This is a genomic window from Flavobacterium sp. YJ01 (assembly GCF_029320955.1).
Taxonomy (GTDB): Bacteria; Bacteroidota; Bacteroidia; order Flavobacteriales; family Flavobacteriaceae; genus Flavobacterium.
The window spans coordinates 3,137,098-3,157,448 of record NZ_CP119757.1 but is presented as its reverse complement, the minus strand read 5'-3'; the positions used below and the strand labels follow the sequence as shown (position 1 = coordinate 3,157,448).

The window sequence follows — 20,351 nt, the reverse complement described above, 5'->3', positions numbered from 1 at the left end:
TTAAAAGTTAACATTTAAACCCATCATGTAGGTTCTTGGCTGTGGGTAATATCCAACATCAATTCCTTTAGCCCAAGATTGATTTACGTTTCCGAAACCAATTTCCGGATCCATTCCTTTGTATTTAGTGAATGTGTAAATGTTATTTCCTGCAACGTAAACTCTGAATTTAGAGAAGAATTTTAATTTGTCTGTTAACTTCGTTAAATCACATCCGATTGTAGCATTTTTAATTCTGAAGAAATCTGAATCTTGAATGTACAAATCAGAGAATTTAGTGTAGTTACCATTATCATCTGTTCCGTAAGTTACTCTTGGAACTCTGTTTGAAGTTCCTTCACTTGTCCATCTGTTTAATACATCTGTTGTATTGTTTGTGTACGCACGAGTGTAATCGTGAATCCCGAAAACGTTTTGTCCGCCAGCAGTACCGTAAGTGTTAATTGTCAAATCAAAAGCTTTGTATGAAATATCCAAATTGATACCATAGTTAAAATCTGGATTCGGATCTCCTATTTGCGTTTTATCATTTGCATCAATTTGTCCGTCACCATTCAAGTCTACGAAACGAACATCTCCAGGTTGTGCATTTGGCTGAACTCCTGCAGCAACTTCAGCTGCATTTTGGAAAATTCCAGCAGTTTTTAATCCGTAGAAATAACCCATTGGTTTTCCAACCTCAACACGGTTCATCTCGTCTAAACCTTGGAATAAAACGTTAGATTCTCCGTGAATAATTCCTTCGTTGTTAGCAATTCTCAAGACTTCATTTTTGTTTTTAGAAAGGTTGGCATTAATACCAAAATTCCAGTCTTTTCCAAAATGAGTTCTGTATGCTAAACCAATTTCAAAACCTTTATTGCTTACGTCACCACCATTAATGTAAGGTGCAGTTGCTCCCGCATAAGTTGGGATTGAAGCTAATACTAACCAGTCTTTAGTTTTCTTATCGTAGTAATCAAAAGTCAAAGTAAAGTTGGTAAACAAAGTAGCATCAAAACCTAAATCTAACTGCTCAGAAGTTTCCCATTTTAAGTTGCGGTTTGCTAACTGATCTGGGCTTGAACCTACTAAAAGAGTTTCATCTCCAGTTCCGAAATGATAAGTTTTGTCTGTTGAATTTACAGTTGACAAATACGCAAACCTTCTGCCAAATTGGTCGTTACCGTTTTGTCCCCAGCTCGCTCTTATTTTAAAAGTATTTAAAACTTTATTTTCTTTAAAGAAAGCTTCTTTATCTAAATTCCAACCAGCAGAAAACGAAGGGAAAATAGCATATTTGTTGTCTGGACCAAATTCTGATGAACCATCACGACGAACTGTTGCAGAGAATAAATATTTGTTATTATAATCATACAACAAACGTCCGAAGTAAGACTGAATCGCATAATCTCTACGATTTCCTTTTACCACATTTGATGTTGGATCTTTTGCATTATCTAAATAAGCGTGTGCAAAATCATCAAAAATCAAGTTTCTTCCTTGTCCTTCCATATAATCAGAAGTATTCTTTTTAGCAGAAGTACCTACTAAAACATCGAAATTATGAGAAGAGGCTAAATTGAATTTGTATTGAAGTGTATTCTCAAAAATCCATCCTAAAGATTTTGTACCACTTTGTGTAACGCTCGAAACCGTATTATTATCATTTGAAGAAAGAGAATAAACTGGTCTAAAAGAACGATAGTTACTGTCTGTCATATCAACACCAAAACTAGTTCTGAAAGTCAGATCTTTTATAATTTTTAATTCGGCAAAAATGTTACCTACATAACGGTTTGTTTTTGTCTGATTGAAGTTGTTGTAGTATAAAGATCCAACAGGATTTGTTACGTCATTAGAAATAATTGAACGAGCAAAATCTCCATTTTCATCATAAGCAGCATCAATTGGAGCAGCATTTAAGAAAGCTCTAATAGCATTATTATAAATACCGTCGTCGGCAATACCGCTTGATTTTACATTTGAAAATGTAAAGTTTTCTCCAATTTTCAAATAGTCTTTAATCACTTCTGACGTAGAATTTACTGTAAAAGTCACACGATCATATTGAGACTGACTTGTAGAACCTCCAATCATACCTTCTTGTCCGTAGTAAGACAAACCAGTTGCAATAGTCGATTTTTGGTCACCGCCAGTAATCAATAAAGAATGATTCTGTTTCATTGCTCCTTCGTTGAATAAATCATTTTGCCAATCATGATTTGGAAATGTGGCAATTTGAGCTTTTGTATATAATGGAGAATATCCAGAATTTACACGAGCTTCATTGATAATAGTTGTATACTCTTGTGTATTCATCAAATCCAGTTTTTTAGCAATCTGCTGAAAACCTGTATACGAACTGAAAGACACATTCATTTTACCATCTTTTCCTTTTTTTGTTGTAACCAAGATAACTCCGTTTGCTGCTCTTGCTCCGTAGATAGAAGCTGCCGAAGCATCTTTTAAAACGTCAACCCTTTCAATAATAGAAGGATCAAGATATCCAATTCCGTTATCTACCACAACACCGTCTACAACATAAAGCGGATCACTGTTTCCTGCTGTACCTGCACCACGAATATTTACCACCATATTCGCACCCGGCTGACCAGAAGATGAGGTTACAGAAACTCCAGAAGCTTGACCTTGTAAAGCATTTGTAACATCAAGACTCGCAACTTGCTGAATGTCTTTTCCTGATACCAAAGAAGTTGCAGCGGTATTTACTTTCTTCTTCTGAGTACCGTAACCAATTACAACAATTTCCTTAAGTTCTGAAGTTTCTGGTTGTAAAACTACATTGACAACTTTTTCGGTGCCAACTTTAATATTTTGTGTTTTAAATCCCACGAAAGTGATTACTAAAACATCGCCTGTTTTGGCTTCCACTTTATATTTTCCATCAAAATCGGTAACAGTACTCGATTTTGTTCCCTGTACAAGTACAGTTGCTCCCGGAACTCCCAATCCGTCTTCAGACGAAGTGATTGTTCCACTTACAGTTTTAGATTCTTGTGCCAATCCAAACTGCATCATAAATACGCTAAGCAGCACCGTCATAAAGCATGACAGCTTTGTTGTTTTAATACAATTTTTGCTTTTCATAATAAGAAATGATTAAGTTTAAGTTATAGTTAGTAATTTTTACCCTAAGAGAAATCTGGAAAACTTCCCAAGCAGGTCATGCCAAAAATGAGGGCCTGAATCTCATTTCCAACATTTAGTACTTGCAGACTATAAGCAGTTCTTTCGAACATCAAAATCAATCCTAAAATCAATTTGTAAAAAAACAATTGTGGTAAGTTTAAGTTAAGTTGTAGCTTTGCCTTTTTTACTTATGGTCAATTTGAATTTATCTTATGGTAAATTTGACTACAAGTGTAAAACAAATTTTCTATATTAACAAAATATTAGGGTTAATTTTTTTCTATTCTAATAATTTCTATTTCATTTTTATGAATGCCATAAAATTTGAATTAGATTTGAAATAAAAAATAAAGAAAATTTAGTGTTTTATAAAATTGACAATCAACCACTTAAGAATCAGTCTAATTAAGAGCGTTTTTTTATCAGATTTTAACCCGTTGATTATCAATTTCTTGTTTCGTTAAAAAAAATATAAAGCTTTTAAGAAGCTTCTTAATCATTTTATTTATTTAATTTGTCAAAATTTATCTCGAGTATGATTGAAAATGTAGATGACAAACCTGCATCAAAAAACGAACACAGTGCCATGAATGCAATCACAATTGACTGCGTTATATTTGGTTTTGATAAAGGAAGTTTAGAAGTGCTTTTGGTACAGCATGGCGAGGGAATCAGTAAAGGAAAATGGGGGTTGCCTGGAGGATGGATTTACAAAAAAGAAAGCACAGATGCCGCTGCCCATCGTTTATTGCACGAACTTACAGGTCTTGAAGATATTTATCTAGAACAGTTGAAAGCATTTGGAGATCCAGATCGTTTTCCGCTACGTCGTGTTATTACCATTGGATATTATGCTCTGGTAAAAAGAGAAGATTACAACATTAAGGCTGGTTTTACAGCTTCTGATGCAAAATGGTATAAAATCAACGAAATTCCAGATTTGATTTATGATCATAATGAAATTTTAGATTACAGCATAAAACATCTTAGAAATAAAGTTCGCCAGACGCCAATTGGTTTTAATTTATTACCAGAAAAATTCACTTTATTGCAATTGATGCATTTGTATGGAGAAATTTTAGGAATTGAAATGGACAAACCAAACTTTAGACGAAAAATTCTTCATATGAAATTATTGGTTGCTTTAGACGAAAAACAGCAAGATGTATCGCACAGAGCGGCTCAATTGTACAAATTTGATCCAGAAATTTATACCAAATTAACTGAAAAAGGATTCAATTTTGAATTTTGATTTTCATCTAAAATGAATTAGAAAAATACTTTTTGCACTTCGAAACAACATAATACATTGACAGAAATAACTACTCAGCAACAAAAACCAGCCGTAGACGGAATCACGATTGACTGTGTTTTCTTCGGTTTTAACAAAGAGAGTCTCGAAGTTCTCTTAGTTCAGCACGCCCAAGGTGAAAGCATTGGAAAATGGGGACTTTTAGGTGGATGGCTTCAGCTTGATGAAAGTGCAGATGATGCCGCACAACGTATTTTACAGGAACTTACTGGTCTTGAAGATATTTATTTGGAGCAGTTAAAAGCATTTACAAATCCTAAACGTGTTCTAGAAAGACGCGTTGTAACTATTGGTTATTATACTTTAGTGAATCGCGAAGATTATAATATAAAAGCGAGTTTAAAAGTTATAGAAGCAAAATGGTATAAGATTAATGAAATTCCGGATTTGATTTTTGACCACAACGAGATTTTAAATTTCAGTTTATTGCAACTTCGAAATCGTGTACGTCAGGCTCCAATTGGTTTTAACCTTCTTCCCGAAAAATTTACTTTATTGCAATTAATGCATTTGTATGAAGAAATTCTAGGAATCGAATTGGATAAATCCAACTTTAGACGAAAAATTCTGCACATGAAACTTTTGACAGCATTGGATGAGAAACAACAAGACGTTTCACACAGAGCAGCCAAACTTTATAAATTTGATGACGAGATGTACAAAAAATTAACTGAAAAAGGGTTTAATTTTGAATATTAATCGCATTTTTAATTCACATCTCTCAACTATCTGAGATCAGGATTCCAGAATCCAAAACTTTGCGCTATCTTTGCGCCTTAATAACACGCTTTAAGGCAATTGTTTTGGCGTGAAATTATTCCCAAAAAAAGATTAAATCGATTAGAGAACCGATATATTAAAATGAAGAAGATACGTAATTTTTGCATTATTGCACACATTGACCACGGTAAAAGTACATTAGCGGACAGGTTACTTGCCGCAACACAAACCGTTACAGCACGTGAAGAAAAAGCGCAATTGCTTGACAACATGGATCTGGAGCGCGAGCGTGGAATTACCATTAAGAGTCATGCCATTCAGATGGAATACAAATACAAGGGAGAAGAATATATTTTAAACCTAATTGATACTCCAGGACACGTTGACTTTTCATACGAAGTTTCAAGATCTATTGCTGCCTGCGAAGGTGCTTTATTAATTGTTGACGCCGCCCAAAGTATTCAGGCACAAACAATTTCAAACTTATATTTAGCACTTGAAAACGACTTGGAAATTATTCCAGTTTTGAACAAAGTCGATTTGCCAAGTGCAAATCCAGAAGAAGTTAGCGACGATATTATCGATTTATTAGGATGTAAACTAGAAGATATTATTCATGCTTCTGGAAAAACTGGTTTTGGTGTTGAAAATATCTTAGCAGCCATTATCGAAAAAATTCCTGCTCCAAAAGGAAATCCAGAAGAACCATTACAAGCTTTAATTTTTGACTCGGTATATAATCCGTTTCGTGGAATTGAGGTAATCTTTAGAGTTGTAAATGGAGAAATCAAAAAAGGCCAGAAAATTAAATTCATGGCTACAGACAACGAATATTTTGCTGACGAAATTGGAACTTTAAAATTAAATCAAGTTCCTAAAACTGTAGTTTCGGCTGGAGATGTTGGATATTTGATTTCTGGAATTAAAGAAGCTCGCGAAGTAAAAGTTGGTGATACAATTACGGATGCAAAAGTTCCGACAACAAATATGATTACTGGTTTTGAGGATGTAAAACCAATGGTATTTGCCGGAATTTATCCTGTTGATACAGAAGATTACGAAGATTTACGTTCTTCGATGGAGAAACTACAATTAAATGATGCGTCATTAGTTTTTACTCCTGAAAGCTCTGCGGCATTAGGATTTGGTTTCCGTTGCGGATTCTTAGGAATGCTTCACATGGAAATTATCCAAGAACGTTTAGAGCGCGAGTTCGACATGACTGTAATTACAACTGTTCCTAACGTTTCGTATTTAGCTTACACTAAAAAAGAACCTGAAAAAGCCTTAATTGTAAACAATCCTTCAGATTTACCGGAACCTTCAAAACTAGACAGAGTTGAAGAGCCGTTTATTAAAGCTACTATCATTACAAAAGCTGATTTCGTTGGAAACGTAATGAGTTTATGTATCGAAAAACGTGGTTTAATTACCAACCAAACATATTTAACAACTGAACGTGTTGAATTAAATTTTGATATGCCTTTGGCGGAAATTGTATTCGATTTTTATGATCGTTTAAAAACAGTTTCTAAAGGTTATGCTTCTTTTGATTATTCTCCAATCGGAATGAGAACTTCGAAATTAGTTAAACTTGACGTTCTTTTAAATGCACAAACAGTTGATGCACTTTCTGCATTAATTCACGAAGACAACGCATATAATATCGGTAAAAAAATGACCGAAAAATTACGCGAATTGATTCCGAGACAACAATTTGACATTCCGATTCAAGCTGCAATTGGAGCAAAAATTATCGCTCGTGAAACGATTAAAGCACTTCGTAAAGACGTTACCGCAAAATGTTACGGTGGAGATATTTCGCGTAAGCGTAAACTTCTTGAAAAACAGAAAAAAGGTAAAAAACGTATGCGTCAGGTAGGAAACGTTGAGATTCCGCAAGAGGCGTTTATGGCTGTTTTGAAATTGAATGATTAATTCTTTTTAGAAAAAAGATACAAGATAGAAGAATAAAGACCAACCCAATGACATAAAAGTTGTTGGGTTTTTTATTGTTTTAAATCAAATAATTAAAAAGATAAAACCTACAAAATTATACAAATATTAACGTAATAAATTGAATTTTAACCCTTTTGACTAAAAACAATGCCTTTTAAAACAAGGAAATGTATTTTTAATCTTACAAACAATTAAATATGTAAGATTATGAAAACCAAATTTTCAGTTATTTTAGCCCTTTTTGCATTTTGTTTTGCAAATGCTCAGCAAGATCAAGCTGATGCAGAAATGAATTCTGCTAAAGGTGTAACTTTTTCACAAGGCGATATGTTTCTTGAAGGTTCTATAAAAATTAGCACTGGCGGCGAAGAGGATTATTACGGTTTTAGTCCAAAGTTTGGCTACTTCCTGAATGATAAATTTGCTGTTGGAGCAAAACTAAACTATGCGAGTATTAAACAAGAAACTCCGTATGAGAAAACAAATGTATTTGGAGCTGGGGCATTTGCACGTTACTATTTCTTAGAATTAGATAAAAAACGTTTTAAAACTTATGCTGAAGTAGGTTTAGGATTTGGAAGAAATAAATACGAAAGCGACCTTATAGACGATACTACAAATAGCATAACGGCAGACGTAAATGTCGGATTAAACTATTTTATTACCAAAAATGTTGCTGTGACTTTTGTTCTAGCCAATATGCTTTCTTATAACAGTGTCGCTCCAGAAAACGGTCCATCATCAGATACTTTTCAGTTAAATATCAATTTATTTGAAAATATCTTCGATCAGCCACAATTCGGATTATTATATAGATTTTAACCAACTAATAATTGTGCTTAAAAAACCCCAAATATTTATTTGGGGTTTTTCTTAAGACAATAATGTTCCGCATATTCCCAATCCGATAAGTAAATATAGTGCGCCTATAATAAAACAAACTTTTGCTCCATTAGGATGGTTTTTCTTCACTGCAAAACCAATGATTGTCATTAAAATTGGAGGTACGATCATAATCGCTACAAAAAAAGCGACTAAACCACCTAAATTACCTACTTCTAGCGCTGTCATATTCTTTATATGTTGGTTCTTAATTCTTCTAATCTTTTTACTTTATCATCTCTATAAAACAAATTCATAGTTTCAAAAGGAATTATTTTATTATCCTTATTGACAATATGCACACATGATTTTTTTATTGCTCTCACATCAAAATTATAAGCATCAATAAACTGCATTATAATAATTCTGAACAGATTATCATATCCTAATTCTGGCGCATCAATATTAGGAAGACAGCATAATATCGATTTCAAGTTTTCTTGTGCTACTTCTACAGAATTTCCTGTACTAAACAAATCTATCATTTTACCTCGAAGTACTTCGTCCTGCTCATAAATAATAGTGTTTTTGCTATTGTCCAATAGATCATTTGGATTTATATATCGAGTCAACGGAAAAACTTCGTCACCTAATTTCAATGCATAACCCATTACCAAAGCGTCAGGATTACAGGGAACTGGAAGTAAATCATCTGAATTGAAAACTGTAGTTTGCTCCAGAATTTTTCTTCTTACTTCTGTTAATGTCATCCGATCGGTTTCTAAGTTAAAATTCTCCAGTCGGCCTGCAATTTGAGTCGGTTGAAATGTAACGCCTCGAACGCATTTTTGCTTTAGTGCAAACTCAACAATTTTACCTATTTCATGATCGTTTAATCCTTTCTGAAGTGTAACAACCAAAGTGGTCGATAAATTAACTTCATTCAGATTTTCTAAAGCTTGTCTTCGTATTTCGCTTAAATCGGCTCCACGCAATTCCTGTAATACACTATCTTCAAAAGAATCAAACTGAAGATAAATTTCAAAATCTGGAGAATAGCTTTTTAGTCTCTGAACAAATTCTTTGTCTTTTGCAATTTTAATTCCGTTTGTATTCAGCATTAAGTGCTTTATTGGAGTTGATTTTGCGTAATCTAAAATTTCAAAAAATTGCGGGTGTATAGTTGGTTCGCCTCCGCTAATCTGCACCACATCAGGTTCTTTTTCGTTTTTAACAACCGTATCGAGCATTGCTTTTATTTCTTCAAGAGTTCTGTGTCGGCCATAATTAGGCGACGAACCTGCATAACAAGTCGGACATGTCAGATTACAGCGATCTGTAACCTCAATAACTGTCAAACAGGAATGCTGTTCATGGTCTGGACATAAACCACAATCGTAAGGACAACCATAATGCGTTTTTGTATTAAAAGTATACGGCATCTCAGATGGTTTATTATAGTTTCGGATATTCTTGTAATACTGAATATCATCGGCTATTAAAACCTTAGAATTTCCGTGTTCCGGACATCTTTTGAGCATGTAGACATTCTCATCTTCAAAAACAATTTTGGCGTCAATTCTCTTTAAGCATTCTGGACAAAGGCTTAATGTAAAGTCATAATATGTATATTTTCTAACCGGCATTTTTTACAAATAAATTTAAAATTGTTTTTTTATAATAGATCAGACAAATCAAGCATAAAATCTGAATTGAACTAATTCCTAAAATCAGGAAATAATTTGGTTTTAAAAACTCAACAAAAAAACGAAAACCAAAATAGGCAATCATAAAATACTGAAATAACAATCCATTTTTAAGATTTCTCTTTTTTAATTTCTTCAAAACAAAAAACAAAAAAATCAGAAATAGTAATTCGTATAAAGCAATTGGATGTCTTATAATGTTATCGCCAAGATTCATACCTAAAAAAAAGGTCGTTTGTTTTCCATAAGTAAACTCATTTGTGCCTGATAAAAAACAGCCAATTCTCCCTATAAAAATTCCTAGAATAATCGGAAAGGTAAATAAATCGCCAGATGATTCTTTTTCTCCAATAATCTTCTTCGAAATTTCAACCCCTAACAGTCCGCCAAACAATCCTCCCATAATTGTTTTTGCATTAAAGAGTTCTAAAATTGATTTTACATCAAGATGAAAAACAGGATTTTCGAGAAAACCCATAATTCTAGAACCCAAAAAAGCTCCAATTGCAGCTCCCAATATGATTGATAATCTGTTAGAAGAAACAATAATATCATTCGTTCTTTTTCTTAAAAAAACATAATATCGATATCCTAAAAAAAATGCCAGATATTCTAAAATTAAATGGATATTTATTTCATAACCATAAACAACTGGCTCAAAGGGAATCTTCATTCTTTACATTAGAATTTAATACTATAATTCTGTAAAGATGCAAAAAAATGTTTAAATTCATTCCACTTAATAAAGTAAAAGCTGTTTCAATTTGGAACAGCTTTTTTATTTCGAAAAACATTTAACCTTTGTAACTTTGGCTTTTTAAATCAAGAAAAAAACTTAGAACCTCAGCAACTTAGAACCTTAGAATCTTAAAAAAAAATGCTCGACGAAACACCTAAACGATTTGACCGAATTGTTGCAATCCTTATTCAATTGCAATCTAAAAAGATTGTAAAAGCACAAGAATTAGCCGATCGTTTTGATTGCAGTTTGCGAACTATTTACAGAGATATTAGAACTTTAGAAGCATCTGGAGTTCCTATTTACAGTGAAGCTGGAGTTGGTTATGCTTTAATGGAAGGCTATAGACTTCCGCCTGTTATGTTTACGCGCGAAGAAGTCAGCAGTTTTATTGCGGCAGAAAAATTGATTCAGAAATTTACCGATCCTGTTTTAGGAAATCATTATGCAAGCGCGATGTTCAAATTAAAATCGGTTTTGAAAAACAGCGACAAAGATTGGCTTTCGAACATAGAATCGAGAGTGATTATGCAAACTGCTGAACCGATGTTTCATGATAATTCTCCAAATACATTGACGGTTTTATTTGAAAGTATTGCCGAAAAAAAACAAATTTTACTTTCGTATAAAACTTTCGGAAAAGACGAATTAACAGAACGAAATTTAGAACCTGTAGGCGTTTTTCACGATAATAACAATTGGTATTTTCTTGGTTTTTGCCATTTGCGAAAAGATTACAGACAGTTTAGAACCGATAGAATTCAAAACCTAAAAAAAACCGATTTCGATTTTACAATCGAACACGATGCTTTAGAAACCTATTTGAATAAAACAGAAACCTGTCCGACAACAAAAGTTCGTCTTTTGGTAGAAAAGAAAATTGCTCGATATTTGGCTTTCGAAAGAAAATATCATGGTTTTGTTTCCGAAAAAGAAATTGGAGATCATTTAGAAATGACTTTTATGTGCCGTGATATCGAAAGCGGTTTTCCGAGATGGTTTCTTATGTTTGGAGATTATGCCACTATTTTAGAGCCAGAAATTCTGAAAACAAAAGTTTTAGATTTAATCGAAATCAATAAAAAAAGACTTTCATAAAAAAAACTCCCAAAGAGAATTTCGATTCGATCTTTGGGAGTTTTTTTGTTCCATTTTTAGAGAATTATCTTTCCCAGAAAAATGGAGGTTCAATATTTAATGCTCTTAAATATACATAACCTTGCCCGCGGTGATGCACTTCATTATCAATAAAATAAAGAATATTATGAATAATTGGAAATTCATATTGTCCAAATAAATTGAAAGTTTCGTTGAAATCTTCAATCGATAATTGTTCCCAATATTTATTAATTTCTTCTGTAGCTTGATCCCATTTTTCTAAATATTGCGCTTTGAAGATTAATTTTTCTGTTCCTTCTTGATAAGGCTGAGCGTCTCTATTTACAATTCCTTTCATTGCTGGAGCTCCAATCGCTAAAAGTTCGTCAACTAGTTTTGCAAAAGGTCGCATTCCTCCAATAGAAAATTCGAAGAAATCTTTCTCAGGAAAAATTTCAATTACACGACGCGTTAAAGCGCGGTGACCTTGCCAATGTTTCAATAAATCTTCTGAACTGATTACTTGTGCTTCTAATGTTTTCATGATTTTTAAGGTTTTAAATTTCTATACATCAAAGGTAAAATGGGCTGGTGACAACAGTTTGTCAGCAGGAAAAAATAATTTTTAAGAAAATTTATTTTTCTTTCTTCATCCTCAATTTCTAATTTAAGCACTGATTAAATCTTTTTAGAATTTAACACAATGCAACGTTTTATTCCTTTTTATTCAAACAACTTCAAAAAAATCATAAAATACTGACAATCATAATTTTAATAAGAAACAATTTCGTAATTTTAAGTAACCCAACTAATAAAATATGAAATATGAGATCTGCTCTACTTCTACTTTTATTATTTTATTCGGCCATATCTTCATCACAAGGAATTATAGTCGACACTACAACTTTGGGCATACCTGAACTGATCCGACAAGAATTAATGCAAAACGGCTGTTCGAACGAAACTAATTTCAAATTCTCTTCACATCAAGGAATCGGCAAATTCACAAACACAAATCCAAACTTTCCTATTTCAAGCGGAATTATTATAAGAAACGGAATTGCTAAATATACCGAAGGTTCTTATACTGGCAACAACGAAAGCAGCAGACTGAACAATGCTACAGATAGCGATCTGCAGGTTATTAGTGATAGCAACGGACAAATTGTACCTGTTACAGATGTTAGTTATCTACAATTTGATTTTACGCCTTTGTCTAGTAATTTCAGTTTTGATTTTCTTTTTGCTTCGAATGAATATGGCGAGTTTCAATGCGGATTTAGCGATGTTTTTGCCTTTATTTTAACTGATTTAACAACTGGAATTTCTATAAATCTCGCCGTTGTGCCTGGAACTACTACACCCGTTTCTGTTAAGAATATTAGAGATCAGCAATATAATTCGTCTTGTTTGTCTGCCAATGCTAATTTATTTGACCATTATAATGTTTCGAATCCTTCTCAATCGGCAATCAATATGAGAGGTGAAACCAAAGTTTTAACGGCTTCATCAACAGTAATTCCAAACCGAACTTATCGCATTAAATTGGCAATTGGAGATTATAATGACAGTAACTACGATTCGGCAGTTTTTATAAAAGGCGGCAGTTTTATGACCACTATGGATTTAGGTCCTGACAGAACCATTTGCCAAGGCGAAAAAATTACGCTTAAATCTGATCTAGTCGGTAATTACAGTTATGTTTGGACGCTAAATGGATCTACAATTCCAAATGAAACCAGTAATTCTTTGACAGTTGAAAAAGCGGGAACTTATGGCGTAACGGCAACACTTTCTGGCTGTGTGGTTAAAGATGAAGTTGTAATCCAAGATTTGATTATTAAAAACCCAAAAAACTTAACAGCTTGCTATAACGCAAGCGGGACTTATCAATATGACTTAACTCAAAATAATGTAACTGAATTAGGAATTGATCCCACCAAATTTGCCATTTATTATTTTGATTCCTTAACCTCAGCCAATGCAAATGGTCCGACGATACCCGAGGATCAATTAAAATCTTATGCAAGTTCTGGCAATCAGACCATTTATATAAAAGCGGTTCCTGTTGACGATAAAAGCTTTTTTTGCAATAATTTAGTTTCGTTTAATTTATTGACAACTCAGCCAATCAATGCTGCAAAGCCACCAGATTTAAATACTTGTGATACTGTTTCTAAAAACGTACTCGTCGATTTAACTGTTAATGAAGCTATTATCTTAAATGGATTAAATTCTTCAGAATATAAAATCACTTATTATAACAGCGAAACGGATGCTAATAATGGAAGAAACAACATTGCTGATCCAAAAAAATTCATTACATCTTTAGCACAATCACCGAAAACGATTTGGGTTCGCATTGAAAATAATCCCAACTCGGTTTGTTATACAACAGTCAATTTCAATATTAATATTAATTCGCTTCCCACAGTAGATAAGATTCCAAGTGTTATCGCTTGCAATAGTTACACTCTGCCTCCACTTACAAATGGAGAATACAATACGTCAGTAAATGGAACAGGAGCCAAACTAAATCCCGGAGATGTCATCACCAAAAGCGGCACCATATATATTTACAAAGCTTCAACCGAAAACAATTGTACAAATGAGAGCAGCTTTAATATAACACTGATTTACGAAATTGATTTTAAAAAAGAAGCTTGCGGTCAATATATTGTTCCGCGTGTTGCTGCGGGTGGTTTTTTCACCCAGCCTGGAGGACGAGGAGATTCAATTCCAGAAGGAACAGCATTTACAACCAGTCAAACTATTTATTATTACGCCGTTATCGACGGATCTGTTTGTCGTGATATTCCAGTATCTTTTACCGTTTATCCTTTGCCAGAAATAGACAAACCCGAAAATGTCGTGACTTGTGATTCTTATACATTACCTACTTTAGCAAATGGAAAATATTTTACTTCTCCTGGAGGTTTAGGAAATACTCTTAATGCGGGAGATAAAATAACTTCGAGCCAGACATTATATATTTTTGCAAATGATGGAAGATGTACCAATGAACATTCTTTCAAAATCGACATTGTTAATTCTCCCATTTTCGTTCCGATTTCGCAATGCGGAAGTTTTACTTTACCACCCATTTCCATTGGAGGTTATTATGAAAATCCGGGTGGTCAGGGTAAAAATATTCCAGCTGGAACTGTTATTACTAGCTCGCAAACTGTGTATTATTTCGCAGCAACTACAACTTCTCCAAATTGCACCGCAAATCTAAAATATGTCATAACTATAAAACCGTTGCCTTTGGTAGATAAGCCTGTTAATAGATTGGAATGTGCTCGTTATGTGTTACCGCCATTGACAAACGGTAATTATTTTACAAAAACCAATGGTGGAGGAACACCATTAAAAGCAGGCGACATTATTACCTCAACACAAACTCTTTATGTCTATTCTGTTGGTCCTGAATGTACAAACGAACATAGTTTTGTTGTTGAAATAAGACCTCTTCCGCCTGTTGACAGTTTTACAGATGTGGTAACTTGCACGGCTTTTCAACTTCCAAAACTAAAAAACGGAAAATATTATACCGCAACAGGAGGACCAAACGGTTTAGGAACTCAAATTGCCGAGGGAACGGCCATCAATACAACACAGACAATTTATATTTATAACGAATGGGCAGATTTTAAGTCTTGCAGTAATGAAACATTTTTCAAGGTAAATTACAACGGAATTGATGTTGGCGAGTTTAATAACATAAATGTTTGCGACAGTTATACTTTACCTCCATTAAAACTAGGCAATTATTATACACAGCCAGGCGGAAAAGGTGCTGTTATTTCTGCAGGAACGATTTTAAAAACATCACAAATCGTCTATGTTTATGCCGTTTCAGGTACACGTCTGACTTGTGTAAGCGAAAAAAGTTTTTCAGTCACCATTTCTCAAACTCCTGTGCTAACAAACACTCCAGATGTTGCTATTTGCGGAAGTTATACTTTGCCTCCTTTGGCTATTGGAAATTATTATAGCGGCCCTAACGCAACTGGAGTTCAATATACAGCAGGGCAGAAAATAAATAGCAGTCAACAAATGTATATTTATGCGACGGCGGCTACAAATTCAGCTTGTTTTACTCAAGATGATTTTTACATTACCATTTATCCGTTAAAAAATTTCACAGTTCAAGACGGAGCCATCTGTGTAGATTATCAAACGGGAATTTTGCAACATTCGGTCGTACTAAATTCAGGAATTAATTCTCCAGATTATACTATAGAATGGTATTTAAACAATACAAAAATGGGTACAGGATCAACTTATACTGCTACACAAGACGGAATTTATACTGTTGTACCCGTCAAAAATGTACCAGATGTTGGTAACGACTGCGGTTATAATCCAGCCAATGTCACTGTCGGAAAATCTAGTCCAGCAATTGCAACTGTAACCGTTTCTGGTGAATTTGAAGACATTGTAGATATTACTGTAAATCTAATTAATGGTTTCGGAAATTATGAATACCAACTCGACGATGGAGATTTTCAAACCAACAATGTATTTCAGAATGTTGATTCGGGAGAACATGCTATTACAATAAAAGATACAAAAGCCAATTGCGACAACCTTATTCTATTTGCCAAAGTGCTCAAATACCCTAAATTTTTCACTCCAAACAACGATGGTTACCACGACACTTGGAATATTCCAGATCTCGCTGATCAGCCTGATGCTGTCATTACTATTTTTGACCGTTACGGAAAATTCATAAAAATGATAAAACCTTCTGGTGCTGGTTGGGATGGTAATTTCAATGGCAATCCACTTCCTTCAACAGATTACTGGTTTCTGGTAACTTATACCCAAAATGGCGTAATTCAAGAATTCAAAGCTCATTTCAGTATGAAACGATAAGCATCAAAAAGAAAAAAAACCTTTGTACCTTTGCAACTTAATAACTTTGGAACTTTACAAAAATGATAGAAGATAAAAATCAGCAGAGAACTAGTATAGCACAGTTGGGAGAATTTGGTTTAATTGAGCATTTAACCAAAAATTTTGACGTTACGCAAGAATCGACTTTAAAAAGCATTGGCGATGACGCAGCTGTTCTTGATTTTGCAGCAAAAAAAGTAGTCGTTTCTACTGATTTATTGATTGAAGGAGTTCACTTTGATTTGGCTTATATGCCTTTAAAACATTTAGGATACAAAGCAGTTGTGGTAAATGTTTCTGACATTTGCGCCATGAATGCAAAACCTACTCAAATTACGGTTTCTGTAGCGGTTTCTAATCGTTTTCCGCTTGAGGCTTTAGAAGAATTATTTGCAGGAATTACACATGCAGCAAAAGAATATAAAGTAGATGTTATTGGCGGTGACACAACATCATCTCAAAAAGGTCTGATTATCAGCATAACTGCAATTGGAGAAGCTGATGAAAATGAATTAGTATACAGAAATGGTGCTAAACAAACTGATTTATTAGTAGTTACAGGAGATATTGGTGCGGCTTACATGGGCTTGCAGGTTTTAGAAAGAGAAAAGCAAGTTTTTCAGGTTAATCCAAACAATCAACCAGATTTAGATCCTTATACTTATTTGGTAGAACGTCAGCTAAAACCAGAAGCACGAAAAGATGTTCGTACTTTACTTCATGCATTAGACATAAAACCAACGGCTATGATTGATATTTCAGACGGATTATCTTCTGAGATTATTCATATCTGTAAACAATCTAAAGTTGGTTGTAATTTATATGAAGACAAACTGCCTTTAGATCCTCAATTTATTTCGACTTGTGAAGAATTTAATATAGACAGCACAACGGTTGCTATAAACGGCGGCGAAGATTATGAACTTTTATTTACAATTGATATTAATGATTTTGATAAAATAAAAGGAAATCCGAATTTCTCTGTTATTGGACATATGGCCGAAGAAAATGAAGGAATTCATCTAGTAACGCGTGCAAATACAAAAATCGCTTTAAAAGCGCGTGGTTGGGATGCATTGAGCGAGTAAATTTTAAAAAATTCCAAATTCCAACTGTTACTTTAGTGATTGGAATTTGGAATTTATTTTTTATTGGAATTTTCATTTTAAAATAGCCCCTTACTTTTTGCCTCTTTAAGCAAATCGTCATCAGAATTGTTTTTGATCTTCAGCAATTCTTTTAAATGTTTTTTCCTTTTTTCAATTGCATTTAAAGAAATGGGAATGTACTGCAACATATCTTGATTTGAAATTCCCTTAGATAAATGAATTAATATCTGCTTATCGTACTGATCAATTTCAATGGCATTATGAGTAGACTGATTCAGCATTTTAACGACAGACTGACTGTAATATTTTTCGTTTTTTATCACTTTATCAAATGCTAGAAGAAGCTCATCAAAAGTAAGATCGTTTTTTATAATTAATCCGTTTGGTTGGATAGTTCTGATAATTGTCTTGATTTTCAGCAATTCGGTATACATGGTTAAAAGAATAATCTTGCACGAGGGCATTCTCTTAAGCAAAAGTGTAGCCAAATCTTCACCAGAAAAAATTTCTTTTTCTTCATAAGGAGGCATGCTTATATCTAAAAAAGCAATATCAAATTGAGGTGAATTATGATTTTCAATTATTTCGTAACCCGATCTACAATCTTGTGCCTGAAAAATTGAAAATTCATATTGCTGGGGATTGTACCGCGTAATAGCATTCTTGTATCCTTCAATAATAAATGGATGATCATCTACTATTAAAATGTTCTTTTTAACTAGTTGTGAGGCTGAGGCTGTTAAATCAAATGTCATTATTATGCTGGTAAGTATTAGGAATTATGGGGATTTTTACGGTGAGCTTTGTTCCTTCTCCTTTAACAGATTTGATACTGACTGTTCCTTTACATTCTTTAGCTCTATATTCTATATTATGCAAACCGATTCCGTTTTTGGTCTTTTTGGTATTAAATCCTATTCCGTCATCTTCAACAATTAAGACCAAAACATTATTTACATTTTTAAGCTCCACTTTAATAATATCTGCGTTAGCATATTTATTACAATTCTGAAGACCTTCCTGAATAATTCGATATAAATTGATTTTGACCATATTACTTATTTGCTCCCATTTTATTTCGGAATCAAAATTGGTAATCAATTTAGAATTATACGTATTTATTTGATTTTCAAATAGTTTGTTTAAAATCGCAATAAAATTATTAATTAATTCTGATTTTTCTCTATTTAAATCATGAGAAATTTCTCGAATATCTTGTTCTATATTTTTTAGCTCTGCAAGATATTTTTTTCTTTTAGAAGCTGCCTCTGCTTCATCAAGTTTATCTAAACTATCCAAACTAATTCTAATTCCGAACATTCGGCCTAAAACCCCATCGTGCAATTCTTGGGCAACATTTTTCTTTTCCTTAATTCTCGTTAGTTCAATTTCATTTTGCTGAGAAATCATCAAATTATAAATATCTTCGTTTGCAATCTGCTGTTGCTGTTTAAATAAAAGCTCGCGATTTTTAGCCTGCTGTGTTTTATAAACATAAAAAAACAATCCGAGCAATGTACAAATACTAAAAACATAAACCAAAGTTTTGTTTTTTTCCTGAAGATTAGAGTTTTGATCTTTTATTTCGTTGGTTTCGTAGGCGATTCTAGAGAATTTTTCTCCCATTTTTCGCTCGTCTTTCAACATTTTATCGTTAAGCTTGATATATTCTCTAGAATAAATAGAAGCATTTCTCGGGTCAACAGCTGCCGTCTGTTTTAAAGCTTCTAAAGTATTTATAGATTTTGCCGTAGTTCGCGAAAGAGCCAGTGCTTGTTTGGATAATTCTAATGCTTTGGCCGTATCTCTATTAAAAGCGTAATATTGAGATAAATGAATTTTACTAGATACAATTCCAGAAACCAAATCAAGCTTCTCCCTAATCTCTAAAGATTGATAAAACAAATCTGGCAATTGGTATGAGTCATTCATTTTGAATCTAGAATATCCCAAATTATCTAATAAAATCGCATATAAAGTTGCTCTCTGTTCGAAAAGATTTTTTTGTTTAAGCCCTTCTTCAAAATATTTTTCTGCCTCTTTATACTCATTCATATTCATATATATGAAACCGATATTATTTAAAGAAGCCGCCTTATATTGAAATTCCGAAGCTATATCTTTATCTTGGAGAATTTGCAAAGCCTTGTTCTGAAACTCCAAAGCTTTTTTATATTCCTCTCTTTCATTGTATAAAACACCGAGTAAATTGTAGCTTTCATACAGAATTTCATTGACATTTTTTTCTTTTTTTAAGATACTCAAAGTCTTAAAAACATTTATTTCGCTTTCAAAAAAATCTCCTTCATTGTACTGTAAATTGGCTTTACTCAAAAATGTTTTCGCCAAATTTATTTGATCTTTTATTTTCAAATAGGTCTTTTCTGCTTTAAAATAATTCATAAAGGCACTATCAGAAACAGATTGAGAAACATAATAATCTCCTAAATAAGTATAAGCCTTGGCCATATTAACAGAATCTCTAGACTTCTCTGAGCGCTCTAAAATTAACTTTGTAGTGTTCAAATAAGATTTCCAGTTGCTCATGTTATAGTAACGATTGGCAACTTTAAAAAGATTTACTTTATTTATAGAGTCGTCTTTTTGGTTTAAAATGATGTTTAAAGCCTTAAGATTGTAATTCTGTCTGAATTTGAGAGGAATACTATCCTCGTTTGCAAGAGAAAGATAGACAGGAAGACTATCTACTGAAGAAATTGTATTAGTATCTAGCCCTGTTTTCTTGGTACAACCCAACAAAACCAAGAGTATAAGGAATACTATTTTGCTTGCGTCTTTCAATTATATTTTTGGAATTTTACCAAAAATACTAAAAAACTTGAGACACAAAA

The 20,351-nt window shown here is 33.2% G+C and carries 14 protein-coding genes; 7 read left to right on the top strand and 7 right to left on the bottom strand.

Annotated elements, in window-relative coordinates; genetic code table 11:
• Nucleotides 1-3,090 (bottom strand): TonB-dependent receptor, encoded by a 3,090-nt coding sequence (locus tag P0R33_RS13790; RefSeq protein ID WP_276171764.1) that lies wholly within the window; start codon nt 3,088-3,090, stop codon nt 1-3.
• 577 nt (nt 3,091-3,667) lie between these two features.
• On the opposite strand from P0R33_RS13790, the gene P0R33_RS13785 reads away from it, so the two are divergent.
• From P0R33_RS13785 to P0R33_RS13770, 4 genes are all read left to right on the top strand, one after another.
• Nucleotides 3,668-4,384, top strand: a complete 717-nt coding sequence (locus tag P0R33_RS13785) for an NUDIX domain-containing protein (protein WP_276171763.1) — start codon at nt 3,668-3,670, stop codon at nt 4,382-4,384.
• A 57-nt stretch (nt 4,385-4,441) separates the two neighbouring features.
• Nucleotides 4,442-5,143 carry an NUDIX domain-containing protein gene (locus P0R33_RS13780; protein WP_276171761.1) on the top strand — a complete coding sequence of 234 codons (702 nt, stop codon included), beginning with the start codon at nt 4,442-4,444 and terminating at the stop codon, nt 5,141-5,143.
• Between the two features lie 162 nt (nt 5,144-5,305).
• Nucleotides 5,306-7,102, top strand: a complete 1,797-nt coding sequence (gene lepA / locus P0R33_RS13775; RefSeq protein WP_276171760.1) for a translation elongation factor 4 — start codon at nt 5,306-5,308, stop codon at nt 7,100-7,102.
• A 228-nt stretch (nt 7,103-7,330) separates the two neighbouring features.
• Nucleotides 7,331-7,945: an outer membrane beta-barrel protein gene (locus tag P0R33_RS13770; protein ID WP_276171759.1), complete on the top strand. Its 615-nt coding sequence runs from the start codon at nt 7,331-7,333 to the stop codon at nt 7,943-7,945.
• Between the two features lie 51 nt (nt 7,946-7,996).
• Here P0R33_RS13770 and P0R33_RS13765 read toward each other — a convergent pair whose 3' ends face one another.
• Genes P0R33_RS13765 through P0R33_RS13755 form a run of 3 tightly spaced genes read right to left on the bottom strand, consistent with a single transcriptional unit; the run spans nt 7,997 to nt 10,324 of the window.
• Nucleotides 7,997-8,194, bottom strand: coding sequence for a hypothetical protein (locus P0R33_RS13765; protein ID WP_229353918.1), 198 nt, complete (start codon nt 8,192-8,194; stop codon nt 7,997-7,999).
• A 5-nt stretch (nt 8,195-8,199) separates the two neighbouring features.
• The gene (locus P0R33_RS13760) at nt 8,200-9,591 is read right to left on the bottom strand and encodes a radical SAM protein (RefSeq protein ID WP_276171758.1); all 1,392 of its coding nucleotides are present in this window, start codon (nt 9,589-9,591) and stop codon (nt 8,200-8,202) included.
• Nucleotides 9,581-10,324, bottom strand: coding sequence for a prolipoprotein diacylglyceryl transferase family protein (locus P0R33_RS13755; RefSeq protein ID WP_276171757.1), 744 nt, complete (start codon nt 10,322-10,324; stop codon nt 9,581-9,583). The genes P0R33_RS13760 and P0R33_RS13755 overlap by 11 nt, the downstream gene beginning before the upstream one ends.
• 204 nt (nt 10,325-10,528) lie before the next feature.
• On the opposite strand from P0R33_RS13755, the gene P0R33_RS13750 reads away from it, so the two are divergent.
• A complete protein-coding gene (locus P0R33_RS13750) occupies nt 10,529-11,488 on the top strand; it encodes a YafY family protein (RefSeq protein ID WP_276171756.1) in 960 nt (319 codons plus the stop codon).
• A gap of 64 nt (nt 11,489-11,552) precedes the next feature.
• On the opposite strand, the gene P0R33_RS13745 is transcribed toward P0R33_RS13750, so the two are convergent.
• The gene (locus P0R33_RS13745; RefSeq protein ID WP_276171755.1) at nt 11,553-12,032 is read right to left on the bottom strand and encodes a DinB family protein; all 480 of its coding nucleotides are present in this window, start codon (nt 12,030-12,032) and stop codon (nt 11,553-11,555) included.
• A 281-nt stretch (nt 12,033-12,313) separates the two neighbouring features.
• Between P0R33_RS13745 and P0R33_RS13740 the strand changes: the two genes are divergently transcribed.
• Together P0R33_RS13740 and thiL are read left to right on the top strand one after the other, a co-directional pair.
• Nucleotides 12,314-16,369: a choice-of-anchor L domain-containing protein gene (locus P0R33_RS13740; protein ID WP_276171754.1), complete on the top strand. Its 4,056-nt coding sequence runs from the start codon at nt 12,314-12,316 to the stop codon at nt 16,367-16,369.
• A gap of 62 nt (nt 16,370-16,431) precedes the next feature.
• Nucleotides 16,432-17,478: a thiamine-phosphate kinase gene (gene thiL, locus P0R33_RS13735; RefSeq protein WP_276171753.1), complete on the top strand. Its 1,047-nt coding sequence runs from the start codon at nt 16,432-16,434 to the stop codon at nt 17,476-17,478.
• Nucleotides 17,479-17,555: 77 nt separating this feature from the next.
• Here the strand turns inward: thiL and P0R33_RS13730 are convergent, their stop codons facing one another.
• Complete coding sequence (locus tag P0R33_RS13730; RefSeq protein ID WP_276171752.1) at nt 17,556-18,254, bottom strand: response regulator; 699 nt, start codon at nt 18,252-18,254, stop codon at nt 17,556-17,558.
• A complete protein-coding gene (locus P0R33_RS13725; protein ID WP_276171751.1) occupies nt 18,244-20,301 on the bottom strand; it encodes a tetratricopeptide repeat protein in 2,058 nt (685 codons plus the stop codon). Before P0R33_RS13725 ends, P0R33_RS13730 begins: the two co-directional genes overlap by 11 nt.
• Nucleotides 20,302-20,351: the final 50 nt, after the last annotated feature.